Origin of the sequence: Heyndrickxia camelliae (genome assembly GCF_002844575.1) — a bacterium.
Lineage (GTDB): Bacteria > Bacillota > Bacilli > Bacillales > Bacillaceae_C > Margalitia > Margalitia camelliae.
In genome coordinates this window covers 84,769-101,273 of the sequence record NZ_PIQO01000007.1, presented here as the reverse complement: position 1 = coordinate 101,273, position 16,505 = coordinate 84,769, and the positions used below count along the sequence as shown (strand labels likewise).

At 38.0% G+C, this 16,505-nt stretch carries 14 protein-coding genes; 11 read left to right on the top strand and 3 right to left on the bottom strand.

The window, feature by feature from the left end; all coding sequences use genetic code 11:
• Positions 1-450: 450 nt before the first annotated feature.
• Entirely contained in the window at positions 451-2,007 is a 1,557-nt protein-coding gene (locus CWO92_RS11380) for an ABC-F family ATP-binding cassette domain-containing protein (protein ID WP_101354324.1), read from the bottom strand.
• 491 nt (positions 2,008-2,498) lie between these two features.
• Between CWO92_RS11380 and CWO92_RS11375 the strand changes: the two genes are divergently transcribed.
• The 4 genes from CWO92_RS11375 to abc-f all read left to right on the top strand — a co-directional run bounded on the left by CWO92_RS11375 (position 2,499) and on the right by abc-f (position 6,307).
• Positions 2,499-3,029, top strand: coding sequence for an RNA polymerase sigma factor (locus CWO92_RS11375; protein ID WP_101354323.1), 531 nt, complete (start codon positions 2,499-2,501; stop codon positions 3,027-3,029).
• A gap of 53 nt (positions 3,030-3,082) precedes the next feature.
• On the top strand, positions 3,083-4,051 hold the full coding sequence (locus tag CWO92_RS11370) for a Gfo/Idh/MocA family protein (protein WP_101354322.1): 969 nt from the start codon (positions 3,083-3,085) through the stop codon (positions 4,049-4,051).
• Between the two features lie 75 nt (positions 4,052-4,126).
• The gene (locus tag CWO92_RS26315; protein ID WP_268877592.1) at positions 4,127-4,261 is read left to right on the top strand and encodes an RAxF-45 family protein; all 135 of its coding nucleotides are present in this window, start codon (positions 4,127-4,129) and stop codon (positions 4,259-4,261) included.
• A gap of 162 nt (positions 4,262-4,423) precedes the next feature.
• The gene (gene abc-f / locus CWO92_RS11365; RefSeq protein WP_101354321.1) at positions 4,424-6,307 is read left to right on the top strand and encodes a ribosomal protection-like ABC-F family protein; all 1,884 of its coding nucleotides are present in this window, start codon (positions 4,424-4,426) and stop codon (positions 6,305-6,307) included.
• Between the two features lie 87 nt (positions 6,308-6,394).
• Here abc-f and CWO92_RS11360 read toward each other — a convergent pair whose 3' ends face one another.
• Positions 6,395-6,832 carry a C40 family peptidase gene (locus tag CWO92_RS11360; protein ID WP_101354320.1) on the bottom strand — a complete coding sequence of 146 codons (438 nt, stop codon included), beginning with the start codon at positions 6,830-6,832 and terminating at the stop codon, positions 6,395-6,397.
• A 288-nt stretch (positions 6,833-7,120) separates the two neighbouring features.
• Between CWO92_RS11360 and map the strand changes: the two genes are divergently transcribed.
• Positions 7,121-7,864, top strand: a complete 744-nt coding sequence (map, locus tag CWO92_RS11355) for a type I methionyl aminopeptidase (RefSeq protein WP_101354319.1) — start codon at positions 7,121-7,123, stop codon at positions 7,862-7,864.
• 117 nt (positions 7,865-7,981) lie between these two features.
• Here map and CWO92_RS11350 read toward each other — a convergent pair whose 3' ends face one another.
• Entirely contained in the window at positions 7,982-8,587 is a 606-nt protein-coding gene (locus tag CWO92_RS11350; protein ID WP_101354318.1) for a biotin transporter BioY, read from the bottom strand.
• Positions 8,588-8,899: 312 nt separating this feature from the next.
• Between CWO92_RS11350 and CWO92_RS11345 the strand changes: the two genes are divergently transcribed.
• The 6 genes from CWO92_RS11345 to CWO92_RS11320 all read left to right on the top strand — a co-directional run bounded on the left by CWO92_RS11345 (position 8,900) and on the right by CWO92_RS11320 (position 16,490).
• Positions 8,900-9,826 carry an SDR family oxidoreductase gene (locus CWO92_RS11345; RefSeq protein ID WP_437177543.1) on the top strand — a complete coding sequence of 309 codons (927 nt, stop codon included), beginning with the start codon at positions 8,900-8,902 and terminating at the stop codon, positions 9,824-9,826.
• A 436-nt stretch (positions 9,827-10,262) separates the two neighbouring features.
• On the top strand, positions 10,263-11,591 hold the full coding sequence (locus CWO92_RS11340) for a polysaccharide biosynthesis protein (RefSeq protein WP_101354317.1): 1,329 nt from the start codon (positions 10,263-10,265) through the stop codon (positions 11,589-11,591).
• A 66-nt stretch (positions 11,592-11,657) separates the two neighbouring features.
• A complete protein-coding gene (locus CWO92_RS11335; RefSeq protein ID WP_101354316.1) occupies positions 11,658-11,951 on the top strand; it encodes a MafI2 family immunity protein in 294 nt (97 codons plus the stop codon).
• Between the two features lie 133 nt (positions 11,952-12,084).
• Positions 12,085-13,275: an LL-diaminopimelate aminotransferase gene (locus tag CWO92_RS11330; protein ID WP_101354315.1), complete on the top strand. Its 1,191-nt coding sequence runs from the start codon at positions 12,085-12,087 to the stop codon at positions 13,273-13,275.
• Positions 13,259-14,923 (top strand): thiamine pyrophosphate-binding protein, encoded by a 1,665-nt coding sequence (locus CWO92_RS11325; protein ID WP_101354314.1) that lies wholly within the window; start codon positions 13,259-13,261, stop codon positions 14,921-14,923. Before CWO92_RS11330 ends, CWO92_RS11325 begins: the two co-directional genes overlap by 17 nt.
• Before the next feature lie 64 nt (positions 14,924-14,987).
• Positions 14,988-16,490 carry an aldehyde dehydrogenase family protein gene (locus CWO92_RS11320; RefSeq protein ID WP_437177542.1) on the top strand — a complete coding sequence of 501 codons (1,503 nt, stop codon included), beginning with the start codon at positions 14,988-14,990 and terminating at the stop codon, positions 16,488-16,490.
• Positions 16,491-16,505: the final 15 nt, after the last annotated feature.

Genomic DNA, 16,505 nt, shown 5'->3' with positions numbered 1-16,505 from the left:
ATTTGCCAATTCATCTGCTGGTGGTTTAGGATCTGCTGCTAATACCGATTCATATGCATTGATGTCTTTGTCAGCAGAGTTAATATTATCTATAGCTTCATATAAAATTGCATAAAATCTGCATTTTCATTTGTTGCTGTATCCGTTTTATTGTCGCTATTTTTACACCTGAATTAGTAGAATCACTATTAGAACATGCTGAAGTAAGCACACCACAAGAGCAATCACGAAAGCCATAAACCATTGCTTATTCATTGTTAAACCTTCTGGTGTCATGTAAGTTAAATGATATTCGCTTATAATAGTAGAATGCAAAAAAAATGTCAGGAAAAGGAAAATTAAATGAATACAAAAATGTTAAAAAATTTGATCAAGGGTAGAAAGAAGGGTTTATTTAGAAAATAAAAAAAAGCGGGTACTTATACCCGCAAGGCAATTACGCATTTATTTTTAGAATACCTTCGTCGTCCATGATTCACAATTCCATACATCAGTGACAACATCTTGATAAAATTCAGGTTCATGGCAGATGAGCAGAATACTTCCCTTGTATTCTTTTAGTGCTCGTTTTAACTCATCCTTCGCATCGACATCGAGATGATTGGTTGGCTCATCTAGGACTAGAATATTGGTTTCTTTGTTTATAAGCTTACAAAGTCTTACCTTCGCTTTCTCGCCACCGCTTAATACTTCGACCTTACTCTCAATATGCTTGGTAGTCAAACCGCATTTAGCCAGTGCTGCACGAACTTCATACTGTGTAAAGGAAGGGAAGTCATTCCAAACATCTTCGATACAAGTGTTATAGTTTGCCTGTTTTATTTCTTGTTCAAAATAGCCGGTATATAAATAGTCCCCGAGTTGTACAGATCCGGAAATCGGTTTAATTTCACCTAAAATACTTTTTAGTAAGGTAGTTTTTCCTATCCCATTTGCACCGACTAACGCTATTTTTTGTCCGCGTTCCATTCTTAAGTTAAGTGGCTTTGAAAGAGCCTCTTCGTAGCCAATTACCAAGTCTGTTGTTTCAAAAATAAGCTTCCCGGATGTTCTGGCTTCTTTAAAATGAAATTCGGGTTTTGGCTTTTCGGCTGCCAGTTCAATCATTTCCATTTTATCGAGTTTCTTCTGACGAGACATTGCCATATTACGGGTTGATACCCTTGCCTTGTTCCTAGCAACAAAGTCCTTAAGCTCAGAAATTTCTTGCTGCTGCTTCTTATAAGCCGCTTCAAGCTGTTGTTTCTTCATTTCGTGAACCTTAAGAAAATCATTATAATCTCCAACATATCGGTTTAGCTCTTGATTTTCCATATGGTAAATAATATTGATCACACTATTTAAAAACGGTATATCGTGGGAAATAAGGATAAAGGCATTCTCGTATTCCAATAGATATCGTTTTAACCATTCAATATGTTTTTCATCTAGATAGTTTGTCGGTTCGTCCAATAGTAGAATGTCGGGTTTTTCCAAAAGCAGTTTAGCCAACAGAATTTTCGTTCTTTGTCCGCCACTTAAATCCTGAACGTCACGTTCTAGACCGATATCATCTAACCCGAGGCCGCGGGCAACCTCTTCTACCTTAGCATCAATGATATAGAAATCATTATTCGTTAAGGTTTCTTGAATATTTCCAACATCCTCAAGCAATAATTCAAGCTCTTCCGGAGTCACATCTGCCATTTTTGCATACAAATTATTCATTTCCGTCTCAAGGTCAAATAGGTATTGAAAAGCACCTTTTAAAGCGTCACGAATCGTCATTCCTTTTTGCAGGACGGCATGCTGGTCGAGATAACCAACACGTACTTTTTTCGCCCATTCCACCTTGCCTTCATCAGGCTGAAGTTTCCCGGTCACAATATTCATAAAGGTTGATTTTCCTTCTCCATTTGCACCAACTAGACCGATATGCTCACCTTTCAGAAGGCGAAAGGAAACATCATTAAATATTGCACGGTCCCCAAAGCCATGGCTCAAATTTTTTACAGATAAAATACTCATATAGTAATTACACCTTTTTTCGTTAATTTTTGCCGCATAAAAAAATTATATCTGAGAGATACATAGTATTGAAGTAATTTTTTTTTGAAATAGAAGTAAATATTGGGGACAAATAATGAATCCATTAGCAGCTACGACTTAAGTCTTATGTAAAACTCCACCTGTCACCTCATGATAAAAAAATTTGTGGATGGTAATGTAAAATTCATAAATAGTCTGTAGGGTTTCATATTTGTAATACGTTTATTATTTGAAAAGGAATTTTGTAAAAAAAGTCACTTAAATATTTTCTAAGCAAAACTTAAAGAAAACTTAAGAATCTTTTTTTTCTATTTTAAGCTTCCATCCATATAATGAAAATTATTAGCAGTAGTGCCTTCGCCCATACATTTAGTTCGATAGGCGCTTGAACGGATAGAGATTAACGTAAAATAACTTATATTACATCTAAATATCCTTAAAAATATAAATAAATTAGGAGAGAACGAAACATGATGGCTGTTAATTATAAACAAAATAATGAAATAGATTTAGAGGAATTTATTGAATTACACGGTAAAGCGCTTCTTCATTATATATATTCTATTATGAAGCATTGGGAGTTGTCGGAAGATATCTACCAAGAAACGTTATTATCCGCTTTTATACATTATAAATCTTTTGAAAAAAGAGCGTCTTTGAAAAACTGGATTTATAAAATTGCACAGAATAAATGCAAGGATGAGTGGAAAAAAGAGAATGTAAGGAAACGGTATTTAACACAGGCATCCATGCAAATGAATGAGGTTACCCTGCACGATGAAACAGAAGATACAGTAATGGAAAATTGTCTTCATGAAGAATTAATGAAAAAGATAAATGAGCTGCCAAATCGTTATAAAAATCCGATTTTACTCTATTATTTTCATGATTTTACAATCATGGATATTTCACAGAATAGTGAGTTGCCCATGTCCACCGTAAAAACGCATTTAAGACGTGGAAAGGAAAAACTGAAAGGAAAGGTTGCCAGTATTCACTAAAGAAATTGACCTTTTTAAAAAGTCAGATAATAATAGAAGCAGGAGGTGCAATAATGGGAAAAACTGATTCATTAGTGAACGTTGGAATTGTTGGTCTGGGAGCTGTAGGTGAGAGGCTCTTATGGCAATTTGTTAAGCATCCGCAAACAGTTGTAGCGGCAATTTGCGATACTAATACAAAACGAATAAAAGAATTACAAGAAAAGCTAGACAGTGTAAAGATATATACAAATTACCAGAAATTAATCTCAGATGCTTCTATTGATCTTGTATATATCGCAGTACCACCTAAATTTCATCATCCAATCGTAGTGGAAGCTGCAAAGGCTGGAAAACATATTTTATGTGAAAAACCATTAGCTAATTCCTTAATAGAAGCGGAAGCAATGACAGAGGCAGTAGAAAGGGCAAATGTAATAAACGCAATGAACTTTCCATTGCCATATAGCAATGCTGTTCATACATTTAAAGAAAAGTGGAAATCAGGCAATATTGGAAGCTTAAAACGTGTAGAATTAACAATGCATTTCCCACAGTGGCCGCGGGCATGGCAGCAAAATCCTTGGATTGCAGGAAGAGAACAAGGCGGCTTTATTCGTGAAATTACCCCTCACTATATTCAAGTAATGCAAGATTTGTTTGGAGAGATTACATACGAACAATCTTTTATCGAATACCCAGACAATCCTGAGCAATGTGAGACAGGTGTCATTGCCAAATTACGCCTCGAGGACGGTACTCCAGTAGTGATTGATGGTATAAGCGGTATTGGCAGAAAAGAAGAAATATCCTTTAAATTATATGGAGAAAAAGGAACTTTGGCATTAAAAAATTGGGGACAGCTTGAAGGTGAAACAAACGAACAATCTGTCTTTCCAATCGAAGTAGCGGAAAATAATGAACATCAGGATCTGATTTCGGAGATTATAAAGTCAATGGAAGGGAAGGATGCAAAACTAGTTTCATTAAAAGATGGATACAAAGTGCAAAAAGTATTAGAGCAACTGTTACAACATGTTTAGTAACGGAAGCCCTTGCAAAAAATGTTCAAAAAAATTAAAATAGTATTTATCATAAATGAAAGGTGGTGTATAGAGATGAATCAAGCTGTTTTTGTTCGCGGGCAATGGATGGAACATCTATATATTTGCCGTGCGATTTTTCATGCTGTAGCTATTAACGGGATAAGTATGCCCATTTTTAGCAATTGCATATGGAAACAAAAACGGTAAGAAAATCTCTATAACCACTTTGGAATAGCTTGGTAACTGGGGAGGGCTTCTTGCTCTCCCTTTTTTGTTTTATTCATATGTTCATGACCAAAAGCAAAGCCATGGGATTTTACTTTCCTATGGCTTTTTTGCGTTCAAAAAATTGAAAAGGAGAGCGTGTAAATGATTATTTGCAGTATAAAGGAAATTGGTAAATCCTACGGAGGAAATATAATATTCGATAATTTGTCTCTGGAAATAAATGAAAAAGAATGTATTGGTCTGGTTGGAAGAAACGGAAGTGGAAAAACCACCTTGTTAAAAATTATAGCTGGAATCGAGACGCAAGATACAGGGCAAGTTCATTGGAAAAAAGGCTTGAAGACTGGCTACTTAGCCCAGGTTCCAGACTATCCTAGGGATATGACGGTTGAAGATGTATTAAAGACGGCTTTTCAATCCCTACTGGATACTCAATTGAAAATGACACAACTCGAAACCGAAATGGGAAAAGAAAAAGAGCAAGTGAAACTAGAAAAGTTAATAAATCTTTATGGAGAATTGCAAGATTATTTCATTCAGCATGGCGGTTATGAAATCGATTCGAGCATCGATCGCGTAGTTAATGGATTAAATATTGCCAGCCTGCTTCCTCAATTATTTAATCAATTGAGTGGTGGGGAAAGGACAAAAGTTGGTTTAGCACTTATCTTATTGAAAAATCCTGATTTGTTATTATTGGATGAGCCAACTAATCATTTGGACCTGCAAGCTGTGGAGTGGTTGGGGAGTTTTATACGTGAATACAGTGGCACGGTCATTCTTATATCACATGATCGCTATTTCTTAGATGAAGTGGTGAACAAAATAGTGGACTTAGAAGATGGAGAATTGCAAGTATATCACGCTGATTTTACAGGGTATGCAAAGGAGAAAGAGGAAAGATTGCTTATCGAATTCCAGGCCTATCAAGAGCAACAAAAAAAGATCCGGAAAATGAAAGAGGCAATCAAACGGTTAAAAGAATGGGCGAATCGTGCGAATCCTCCCAATGAGGGACTTCACAAACGAGCCCGAAATATGGAGCGCGCACTGGAAAGAATGGTGAAACTTGATAAGCCATTATTAAATCGTAAAAAAATAGAGGTTGATTTCGATGGCTTAGAAAGAAGTGGTAAAGATGTCGTTACCTTTAAGGAGGTAGCAAAATCCTATGATAGCAGGGTGTTATTTGAACAAGTGAATATGCATGTGCAATACGGTGAGAAAGTGGCAATCATAGGGGAAAATGGTACTGGGAAATCCACGTTAATAAAAATGATGCTTGAATATGTGTTTCCAGATAAGGGAGAAATAAAACTGGGGAGTAATCTCAACATTGGGTATCTATCACAGCATGTTTACAGTAACAGTTTAAAGCATACAGTGATAGAAGAATTTCGAAATGAAGTACATGTTTCAGAAGGGGAGGCGCGCCATATACTAGCGAGATTTCTCTTCTATGGACATTCCGTCTTTCGGAAAGTAAACCAGCTTAGTGGGGGAGAGCGCATGAGACTTCGCCTAGCACAATTAATGTGTAAGGATATAAATCTTCTTATTCTAGATGAACCGACCAATCACTTGGATATTGATTCGGTTGAGGTAATAGAAGAAGCTTTGGAAGGATTTCATGGAACAATTATTGCTGTCTCTCATGATCGGTATTTTTTAAATCGTTTGTTTAATAGAATATATTGGCTGGAAGATCAAACTGTCCATTGTTTCGAAGGGAATTATGAATGGGCAAAGCAGAAAATGGTAGAGCTTCGGCAACTAAAAGAATCACCATCCAAAACCACTTCGCACAAAGACGTCAACACGTTAGAAATAAAAGCAGAAAAGGATAAACTGCTTATTCTTGAACAGGAAATCGAACAAATAGAGTATTCTATCAGTGAAATTCATAAAAAAATGAGAAAAGAAACAGAATTACAATCATTGCAGGCATTGCAGTATGAAGTAAATAGGTTGGAATTAAGAAGAAATGTGATATACGAGGAGTTAGAAAAAGCAGAGGGAGAATAATTAAGAGCTGACAGGGATACCTGTCAGCTCTTGCAGATAATTAGGTAACAAAAAAAAGCAGCCAGAAAGCTGCTTTCAACTAGTCTATTAAACTCTTTTTGCTCCAATGTATCTTGTCTTCCAATAAGGATTGCTCAAACAATCAATTTTTACTCCTTTTGATACCGAATGAATAACTTTATTGTTACCTATGTATATTGCAACGTGAGAGACTTTTTTTGAGCCAGTATTAAAAAACACAAGGTCACCAGGTTTTAACTTAGATTTTTTAACAGACTTTCCTTTCTTAAACATAGCTGCTGCCGAATGTGGTAAAGCGACTCCGGCTTTTTTATAAGAATAAGAGACAAAGCCCGAACAATCAAAGCCCTTAGGCGTAATCCCACCATATCTGTAAGGAGTTCCTATGTATTTTTTTGCTACAGTAATGACTTTAGGAGAAGAAGCTGCAGCAGCTTCTTTAGCTGGTAGTAAAAAAACGATTCCTAGTAACAGTGTTAGCAGAAATGGTGCGATACGCTTCATTTAGTAGGGTCACCTCGTGTGTTTGTTGTATAATAATTAGAGAATTAATCGATTCTAGCAAATTTGTCCTATTTGATAGTTTTAATATATCAGAAAATTGTCGAAACTTAGGTTACAGTTACTTTAAATAATGTTACAAAAGTATTACATTCTGTTACGAAAGATGGATAAGGGATTTTGGAAAGAGAAACTTTTTTCCTATATAATAAATTAGAATAAGTTTTTTATGTATGAAATCATGACAAATTGCTACAATATTTTCACGGATTGAAATAGGAGGATCGACAAATGATCATAAAAAATGACCAAGATATAGAAGGTTTAAAGAAAATAGGTAAACTGGTCGCAACCATACGTGACGAGTTGAAAAGACAGGCAAAGCCGGGTGTTACTACTAAGGAACTGGATGAGGTAGCTGGCAAGCTTTTTGAAGAAAATGGAGCGATATCCGGTCCAAAAGGAGAATATGACTTTCCAGGGTATACTTGTATTAGTGTAAATGATGAGGTTGCTCATGGGATTCCAAGTGAACGTATTTTGCAAGAGGGTGACCTAATAAATATTGATGTATCAGGCTCATTGAATGGCTATTATGCTGATACAGGCATATCCTTTGTGATAGGAAATGGTGATCCTAAATTACAGGAACTTTGTGACTGTGCGGAAAGAGCCTTTCAAAAGGGATTGGCAAAAATTAAAGCGGGAACAAAGCAAAACCAAATTGGTAAGGCTGTTATGAATGAAGCAAAGAGAAGTGGTTTTACAGTTATTATGAATCTAACTGGGCATGGGGTTGGAAGGGCTTTGCATGAAAAGCCGGATTACATTATGAACTACTTTGAACCGTGGGATAATGATTTACTAAGAGATGGTATGGTTATCGCATTTGAACCGTTTATCTCTACCGGTGCAGAAGAGGTTGAGGAAATGGATGACGGTTGGACCTTTAAAACGCCTGATGGAAGCTTTGTTGCACAAGTTGAGCATACGGTTATCGTTACGAAGGACAAACCAATTATTTTAACCCTATAAAAAAGGGTGGGATAAAACGCAGTGAAAATCAAAAAAACGCATGAAATCAAATTTAAAAACCTTGATTTCATGCGTTTTTGTTTTCGTGTTTTTTACTTATATCCCAGCCTCTTTTATTTATGCACTTTTTTGCTGGTTAGCGGTATGCACTCTTTTGAGTCTTACCGTTTTATGGAGTCGATACGCCATCACCCCTGCGAATATAGAGAGAATGGTGTCCTTTGGCAGTGGTGCCAGCATCCATACCCATGCAATTTTATAAGTAAAGCCTTCCGGAGCTTCTGCCCAAATTTTATAAGCAAAATACATCCAGTTTGTCCCGAAAATATAGTTAATAATCATACCAATAAGTGCAGCAATAATATAAGAGTATAATTTTTTATTAGATTTTTCCACTATCTTTCCTGCAATATAAGATAGGAGTATAAACGAAAGGATAAAGCCAAAAGTTGGAGATAAAATAGTTCTCGGTCCCCCGCTAAATCCTGCAAAAACAGGAGCACCCACCAATCCCACAAAGGTATATACAGTCATGGAAATAGCGCCAAGACGACTTCCTAAGACCACACCTGATAATATGGCAAAGAAAGTTTGCAATGTAATTGGGACGCCCCCAACTACTAAAAATGGTACAAGAGAAGTCAGATTTGCACCAATCATTGTTAAAGCCACAAACATAGCGGCATAACAAAGATCAATTGCACGTAATTTTTGCTGTCCCATTAATCATTCCCCTTTTTCATATGTAGTAATAAAGGCATTTTTCTTTTGAATGATAAAACTTTAGATAACTACATTAATTGGGGGATAATGTGTAAATTTGATAAGTGTAAGTTCCCCGCAGCCTCGTCTGTTTTGGATCTGTAACTATGACGAAAACCAACAATCAATGCGAAAACATCCATAATAAAAGAATAATAGATTACATCCGAATTTGTCAACCTAAAAAAAATACGGTTAACAATAATAGGTGGCACCATTTTTTTACGGAAGAATACACTAAAGGGTAAATGCCTATCCACGAGGTGATGTCTTATGTATCGAATGTATCCAGTGTATCCCACATATCCGTATTATAATCCCGTGAGAGTAAAGCCTCCCAAAAAGCCAAATAGATTTCCTCCCCAGCATCAAGATAAGCAGCCTGGAATTGAAAGGTTAATGAAACCTAGGCCAATCATTGAAAATGATCAGTATAAACCGGGCGGAAAATTAAAAGGAAAAGTGGCCATTATTACAGGGGGAGATAGCGGTATAGGGGCAGCAACAGCTATTGCCTTTGCAAAAGAAGGAGCTAACATTGTTATTCCTTACTATTATTCCTATGAAGACGAAGATGCGCTTCGAACCAAAAGAAGAATTGAGGAATTAGGGCAGAAGTGTTTGCTGATAGTTGGCGATTTAACAGATGAAAACCACTGCAGAACTGTAGTGGAAAGAACGATTAAACGATTTAAGCGGCTTGATATTCTTGTAAATAATCATGGTGTTCAATATCCGCAAAAAAGTCTATTAGATATTACTAGTGAACAATGGGATCATACTTTTAAAACAAATATTTATAGTTTTTTCTATATGACTCGGGAAGCCCTCCCTTATATGGGGAAGGGAAGTGCCATTATTAATACAGCATCTGTTGTTGCCTACGAAGGAGAAAAAACTTTAATTGATTACTCCGCTACAAAGGGAGCGATAGTTGCTTTTACCCGATCCCTTTCTCAAAATCTAGTGAAAAAAGGAATAAGAGTGAATGCAGTTGCACCTGGTCCGATTTGGACACCGCTTATTCCGTCTAGTTTTTCAGCAGAAAAAGTAGCAAAATTCGGTTCGGATACTCCAATGAAACGTGCCGGTCAACCGTATGAACTTGCTCCAGCCTACGTCTATCTGGCATCGGACGATTCTAGTTATGTGACCGGACAGGTCATCCATGTAAACGGAGGCACCATGGTTAATTCCTAAATGCTAGGCACAAAGGGAATCCTTTGTGCCTTTTCATACTCGTGGTATCGGGAGGCATGCCCTGTTGGACGCGAAATTTTTTATCTAATCGCGAATCTTACACGTGTTATCCATTTACTAGGGAAACTAAATTCTAGCTTTCCTTAATAATGCAAATTGCTTAGTGTAAACTTTTTTAATCGAATAAGGATAAAATTGCTATCACATTGGTTGTTATGCCTCCATTATTACTAAAAGCCGAATGAATAGTTTCAAAAAAAAATAAATCTTTACATATATTCCGAGGACTTGTCTCATATCCTTTAATATGGCTTTTCCGACATACTGTGTTTTTTTATATGGATATCACGAAAAAAACAGTATGTTGTAAGGCATCTTTTCTTTTATTAAAAGAAGAGCCTTCATGATAAAGGTAATAAGTAAAGGGAGACACACTATGAGATCTTTTTTTAAAGGAATATTTGTATTAGCAGTCGTAGCCTTTTTAGGAGAGTGCATTGAGTTTTTAGTCAATATGGTATTAGCAAAAGAGCTTGGCGGTGTTGGAATGGGTTTATATATGTCGATATTGCCATTAGTCTTTTTTGTGGTTGTTCTAGCTAGTATGGAGCTTACGGTCTCTATATCAAAGTATATCGCAGAAAAAGAGGAAAAATACCATGCCAGTATGCTTCGGCATGGAATCCGTTTTGCAGCGTTTTTTACGATTGTTTTAACAATCGTGACAATTTGTGTTCTGCCAATCATTCCCGCTTTCAATCAATATCATCCGTACATACGACTGCTTGTTGTTATTTTGATTCCCATCACATCTTTTTCTTCCATTGCTAGAGGCTATTTTATGGGTGTTCAGCATATGGGGAAAATTGCGACTGCAAATTTCACACGAAAATTTGCACAGCTACTGTTACTCGTTTTTATCTTTCATTTATTCCAATTTGAACTAGAGACTTCCATATTAATTGCTTTAAGTACATTGGTTGGAAGTGAACTAGTTGTCCTCCTATATTTGTTACAACAATTTTATGTACAAATGAAGAAGATGAAGAATAGAGGAAGTATTCGTTTAAGCGGAAAGAATGTGCGAAAAAGCTTGTTGGCCGTATCCTTGCCGACAACTGGTATGCGGATTTCACATTCTATTGCCCACGCAATCCAGCCATTTTTAATTAAGGCGGCTCTAATGAAGGCAGGGTTAACAGGAACAGTAGCACTGGAGCATTTCGGGATTGTATCCGGCGTCGCTTTTAGTATCGGTTTTTTTCCAGCCTTTATTGCTCATTCCTTTTCTACCGTGCTCATACCAACTGTATCCGAGGCGTATGCTCAAAAGGATTTTGTTAAGCTGCAGAAGCTTCTGCAACAGGTAATGGTTATGACTTTTCTCTACGGCGTGCCTGCAATACTTGTTTTTCACTATTTTGCAGAGCCATTAACCCATTTATTTTTTAAATCAGCATTAGCGCCTTTTTATTTGCAATTATTATGGCCCTATTTTCTCTTTCATTATTTTGTCATCCCATTACAGGCCTTTTTAATAGGAATAGGGTTAATTACAGATTCTTTAATTCACTATATATGGGCGACGATTGTAATGTTTATCATGATGTATATTTTAGGCTCTAATCCACATTACCAAATGATCGGTATTATACTTGCTATGAATACTAGCTCATTGTTGTTAATGCTCCTGCATTATGTCACGATATGCAAAAAAATCGGTGTGAGCTTAATTCTACGAAAGCCTTACAAACAATCCTACTAAACTGGAGGTATTTCAGTAGTTCCTCCAGTAAGAATGAAGAAAATCTAAATTGTACAGGTGATGAATATGTCCATTGATAAAGATGAATTACTATTATCTTCCCAGCAGGCACTAATTGGAGCAATACCTAAAAAATTGAGGGGACTAACCGTAAGAAATGATTATAATTCTCTGCTTTGGATTGCTTATTTTGATGATCAACCAACCGAAAGAGAAAAGGATATCCTAAGCAGAGCATATCGTGAAGTGGCAGCCAAATATCCTAATATTCAAAGTATCAGGGAGGAATTTGTCTTCATCCCAACATCTTTTCGTATTGATATGTTAGATTTTTGGGTTTTTCTTAGATGGGAGGAGTAAGTAACATGGGGACGGTTCGCTTGTTTTTTGGAAACAAGCGAACCGTCCCCATGTTTTTCTCCACAAAAGTCATATTTGAAACATAGTTTCATATAATGAAATGTCAGTAAAAGGATAGTGAGGGGGAATGGGTGTGCCTTTTGTTTCGAAGCGTGTTCAAGGAATACCGCCGTATTTATTTTCGGTTATTGATGAAAAAAAGAAGAGATTACAGGCTAAGGGAATGGACATTATTGATTTGGGAATAGGGGCGCCAGACTTGCCGACGCCAGATTTTATTGTAAAAAGACTTACAAAGGAACTGGCCGACCCGCTTAATTTTAAGTATTCTGGCTATGCTGGCTGCCAAGAGTTTCGGGAAGCAGTCGCAGCTTTCTATAAAAATTATTATGAAGTCGATTTAGACCCGAATACGGAAGTGCTAACCCTTATTGGATCAAAGGAAGGGATCGCCCATATTATTCCGGCAATGATAGATCCAGGTGATGTTGTGCTAATTCCTGATCCAGGATACCCAGTATATCGTACCGCAGCCTATCTCTCTGGTGGAGAGTGTATTGATCTACCACTAATTCCTGACCAAAACTATCGCCCTGATTATAAGCAGGTATCCGATCAACATAAGGAACAAGCGAAACTTATGTTCTTAAATTATCCCGGTAATCCAACAGCAGCAACAGTGGGAATCGATGTGCTGGAAGAAGCAGTTCGATTTGCAAAGGATCATGAAATTGGTATCGTTCACGATGCTGCGTACAACTTAGTAACCTTTGATGGATATAAGGCTCCGAGCATTCTTCAAGTCCCTGGAGCAAAAGATGTTGCAGTAGAATTCGGTTCTCTTTCCAAAAGCTTTAACATGACCGGCTGGAGGATAGGATATGTTGTGGGGAATAAAGAGATTATTCGTGCACTTTCCATCGTTAAAAGTAATACGGACACGAGTCAGTTCCTCCCTATTCAGAAGGCTGCTGCAGAAGCATTGACCAGTGATTACTCTACCGTTGACCAAAACAACCGCATCTATCAGGAACGACGTGAAAAAATGGTAGAGGCACTGCAAAAAATCGGAATAGCTGTGGAAAAACCAAGGGGATCCTTTTTCATTTGGGCACCCGTTCCAAAGGGATACTCTTCACAAGGGTTTGCTGAAAAACTCTTGGAGGAAGCGGGTGTGGTCATTACACCTGGGAATGCCTTCGGACCATCAGGGGAGGGGTATTTTCGCATTTCTTTAACAGTTCCTTCAGAGCGTCTAACAGAAGCAGTAGAGCGAATTAAAGCTCTGCAATTGGAGGTGAATGCCCATGTCCCTGATAGCTGAAAAGCGTGAAATGAATGGTGCTCAGGCGATAGTTGAATGTTTAAAGATTGAAGATGTTGTAAAAGTATTTTGTGTTCCTGGTGAAAGTTATCTGCCATTGCTGGATGCTATTTACGATGAACCGTCGATTGAATTAATTACAGCAAGGCATGAAGGCGGCGCCTCATTCATGGCAGAAGGGTATGCAAAAGCATCCAAAAAGCCTGGGGTTGTCATGGCTACACGCGGAGTTGGTGGAGCAAATTTAGCAATTGGAGTACATACAGCATACCAGGACTCCACTCCAATGGTTGTGTTTCTTGGCCAGGTCCATAGTAAATTTCGTGGGAGAGAGGGATTTCAGGAGGTAGATTTAGACCAATTCTTCGGGCATATCGCGAAATGGACAGTTGAAATTAAAGATGCAGATAGGGTCCCGGAGCTTGTTCAAAGAGCATTTCGAATTGCGCAAACCGGAAGACCTGGCCCTGTGGTTATTTCTTTGCCGGAAGATTTGCTTAAGGAAAAAAGCAAAATGACCTTTTATCCAAAAGGGAAGAAACCAAGACCGTTGCCTAATCGAAATGAATTGGAAGAACTGCAAACGATTTTGCAAAAAGCAAAACAGCCATTAATTATAGCTGGTGGAGGGGTCATCTTGGCGGAAGGAGAACAAGAACTTCTTCATTTTGCCGAAAAAAATAATATTCCAGTAATGGCAGCTTTTCGGCGTCATGATGTCTTTCCGAATCACCATTCATTATATGCAGGACATTTGGGGTTAGGTACCCCTAAAGAAGTCTTGGCGACGACCAAAGAAGCAGATGTGATCTTAGCAATCGGTACTAGGCTTTCAGAGGTCACTACCCAAGATTATTCTCTAATCACCCTAGAGCAAACCCTTATTCACATTGATATTAATGAACAAACATTGGGAAGAGTCTACAACCCTAAACTTGGTATTGTTGCCGATGCGAAGGAAGCCTTAGCAGCTATGTTATCTTTAAGTCTTCAAGCTAAGTGGGAAGATTGGGCAGCAAAATGCAACCAAAGGTATCTGGATACGTCAAAAATTAAGAAACCATTAAATAATGAAAAGCTAACGAATGAGAGTGTGATCCTGCTTCTGCAAGAGCTCTTGCCCAAGGACGCAATCATTACAAACGATGCAGGCAATTTTGCGGGATGGCTCCACCTGTACTATTCATTTAAACAAAAGAAAACATATATTGGCCCAACTTCAGGTGCAATGGGATACGGCTTGCCCGCTGCCATTGGTGCAGCGATTGCACTGCCAAATCGGGTGGTGGTGAGCTTATCTGGTGATGGCGGAATGATGATGACGGTTCAGGAACTGGAAACTGCTGTGAGGTATAACATACCTGTGATTAGCCTTGTATTTAATAATCGTATGTATGGAACGATACGAATGCATCAAGAAATGCACTATCCGGAAAAAGTGATAGGAACCGAACTCGGTAATATTGATTTTGCTGCATTGGCAAGGTCGCTAAATGCAAATGGGGTAAAAGCTACTACTAATACGGAATTTAAAGAGGCAATTTTCTGTGCCTTGAAATCGAATTTGCCAACCTTGATAGAAATAGAGATGGATCCGGAACAAATATCAGTTTCCAAAACCATTCAGCAAATTCGATCCAAAAAGTAAAAGCGGTACTGCTTTATAAAAGTCATATTTTTTAAGAGGATTCAATAGAAAGGGGTCATTAAATATGTCTAAAAAATTAGCAAATGGTATCACAGTGGATAATTTTATAGATGGAGAATGGGTAGTATCGGAAAAGGAACAGTATGCTCCAATAAAAAATCCTGCAAACGGGGAGACGCTTGGAGAGGTAGCCTTATCCACTGCGGAGGATGTGGAAAGGGCAGTTGCAGCAGCCAAAAAAGCGCAAAAACAGTGGGCACTTGTTCCGGCACCGCAAAGGGCAGAAGTACTATATCGTGTTGGCTTGCTATTAAAGGAACGAAAGGAAAGGTTAGCTAGGATTTTAACGATGGAAATGGGCAAGGTGATTGAAGAAGCCCGCGGAGAGGTGCAGGAAGGAATTGATATGGCGTTCTATATGGCTGGAGAAGGAAGGAGATTGTTTGGTAATACCACTCCTTCTGAATTAAAGGATAAATTTGCAATGAGTATCCGTGTCCCGGTTGGAATTGTAGGTATTATTACTCCTTGGAACTTCCCAATTGCAATTGCAACGTGGAAGTCGTTTCCTGCCATTGTTGCTGGGAATGCTGTCATTTGGAAGCCAGCTACAGAAACCCCATTGATGGCAAGAGAGTTAATCAATATTTTTGCAGAAGCAGGTTTGCCAAACGGGGTAATTAATCTAGTATGCGGCTCTGGCTCCAAAGTAGGTACAGCGATGGTTGAGCATCCAGATATTGATGTAATATCCTTTACCGGATCGAATGAGGTGGGAAGAACAATCGCGGAGAAATGTGGAAAACTGCTTAAAAGAGTTTCCCTTGAAATGGGTGGAAAAAACGCGATTATTGTGATGGATGATGCCGATTTAGATTTGGCGGTAGAAGGAATATTGTGGAGTGCATTTGGCACAAGCGGTCAGCGTTGTACAGCATGCAGCAGGGTTATCGTTCATGAGAAAGTGAAAGAGGATCTCGAAGAAAAACTCTTAGAGAGAATGCGTTATTTAAAAATTGGAGATGGCCTGGACGAAGAAGTAAAAGTTGGCCCTGTTATTAATGGAAATGCTCTGCAAAAAATCCATGAATATGTTCAGATCGGCAGAGGAGAAGGGGCAGTTCTATTAGCTGGAGGATATATTTTAAATGATGGAGAGCTTGCAGATGGTTATTATTATGCACCGAGCGTCTTTACCGATGTGGAGCCAAGCATGAGAATCGCTCAGGAAGAAATTTTCGGTCCGGTAGTATCGATTATTCCTGTTAAAAGCTTTGAAGAGGCAATTGAAGTGAATAATAGTGTTACATTCGGTCTGTCCAGTTCGATATTTACAAGAGATATTAATAAGGTCTTTACTGCTCAACGCGATCTTGATACTGGGATAGTCTATGTGAATGCCGGTACAACTGGTGCTGAAATTCATCTGCCATTCGGAGGAACAAAAGGAACCGGAAATGGTCATAGAGATTCAGGTGTAGCTGCACTAGATGTATTTACAGAATGGAAGAGTGTCTATATTGATTTCAGCGGAAAGCTGCAAAGAGCGCAGATTGATAACAATTAAGTATGATAAATTCTT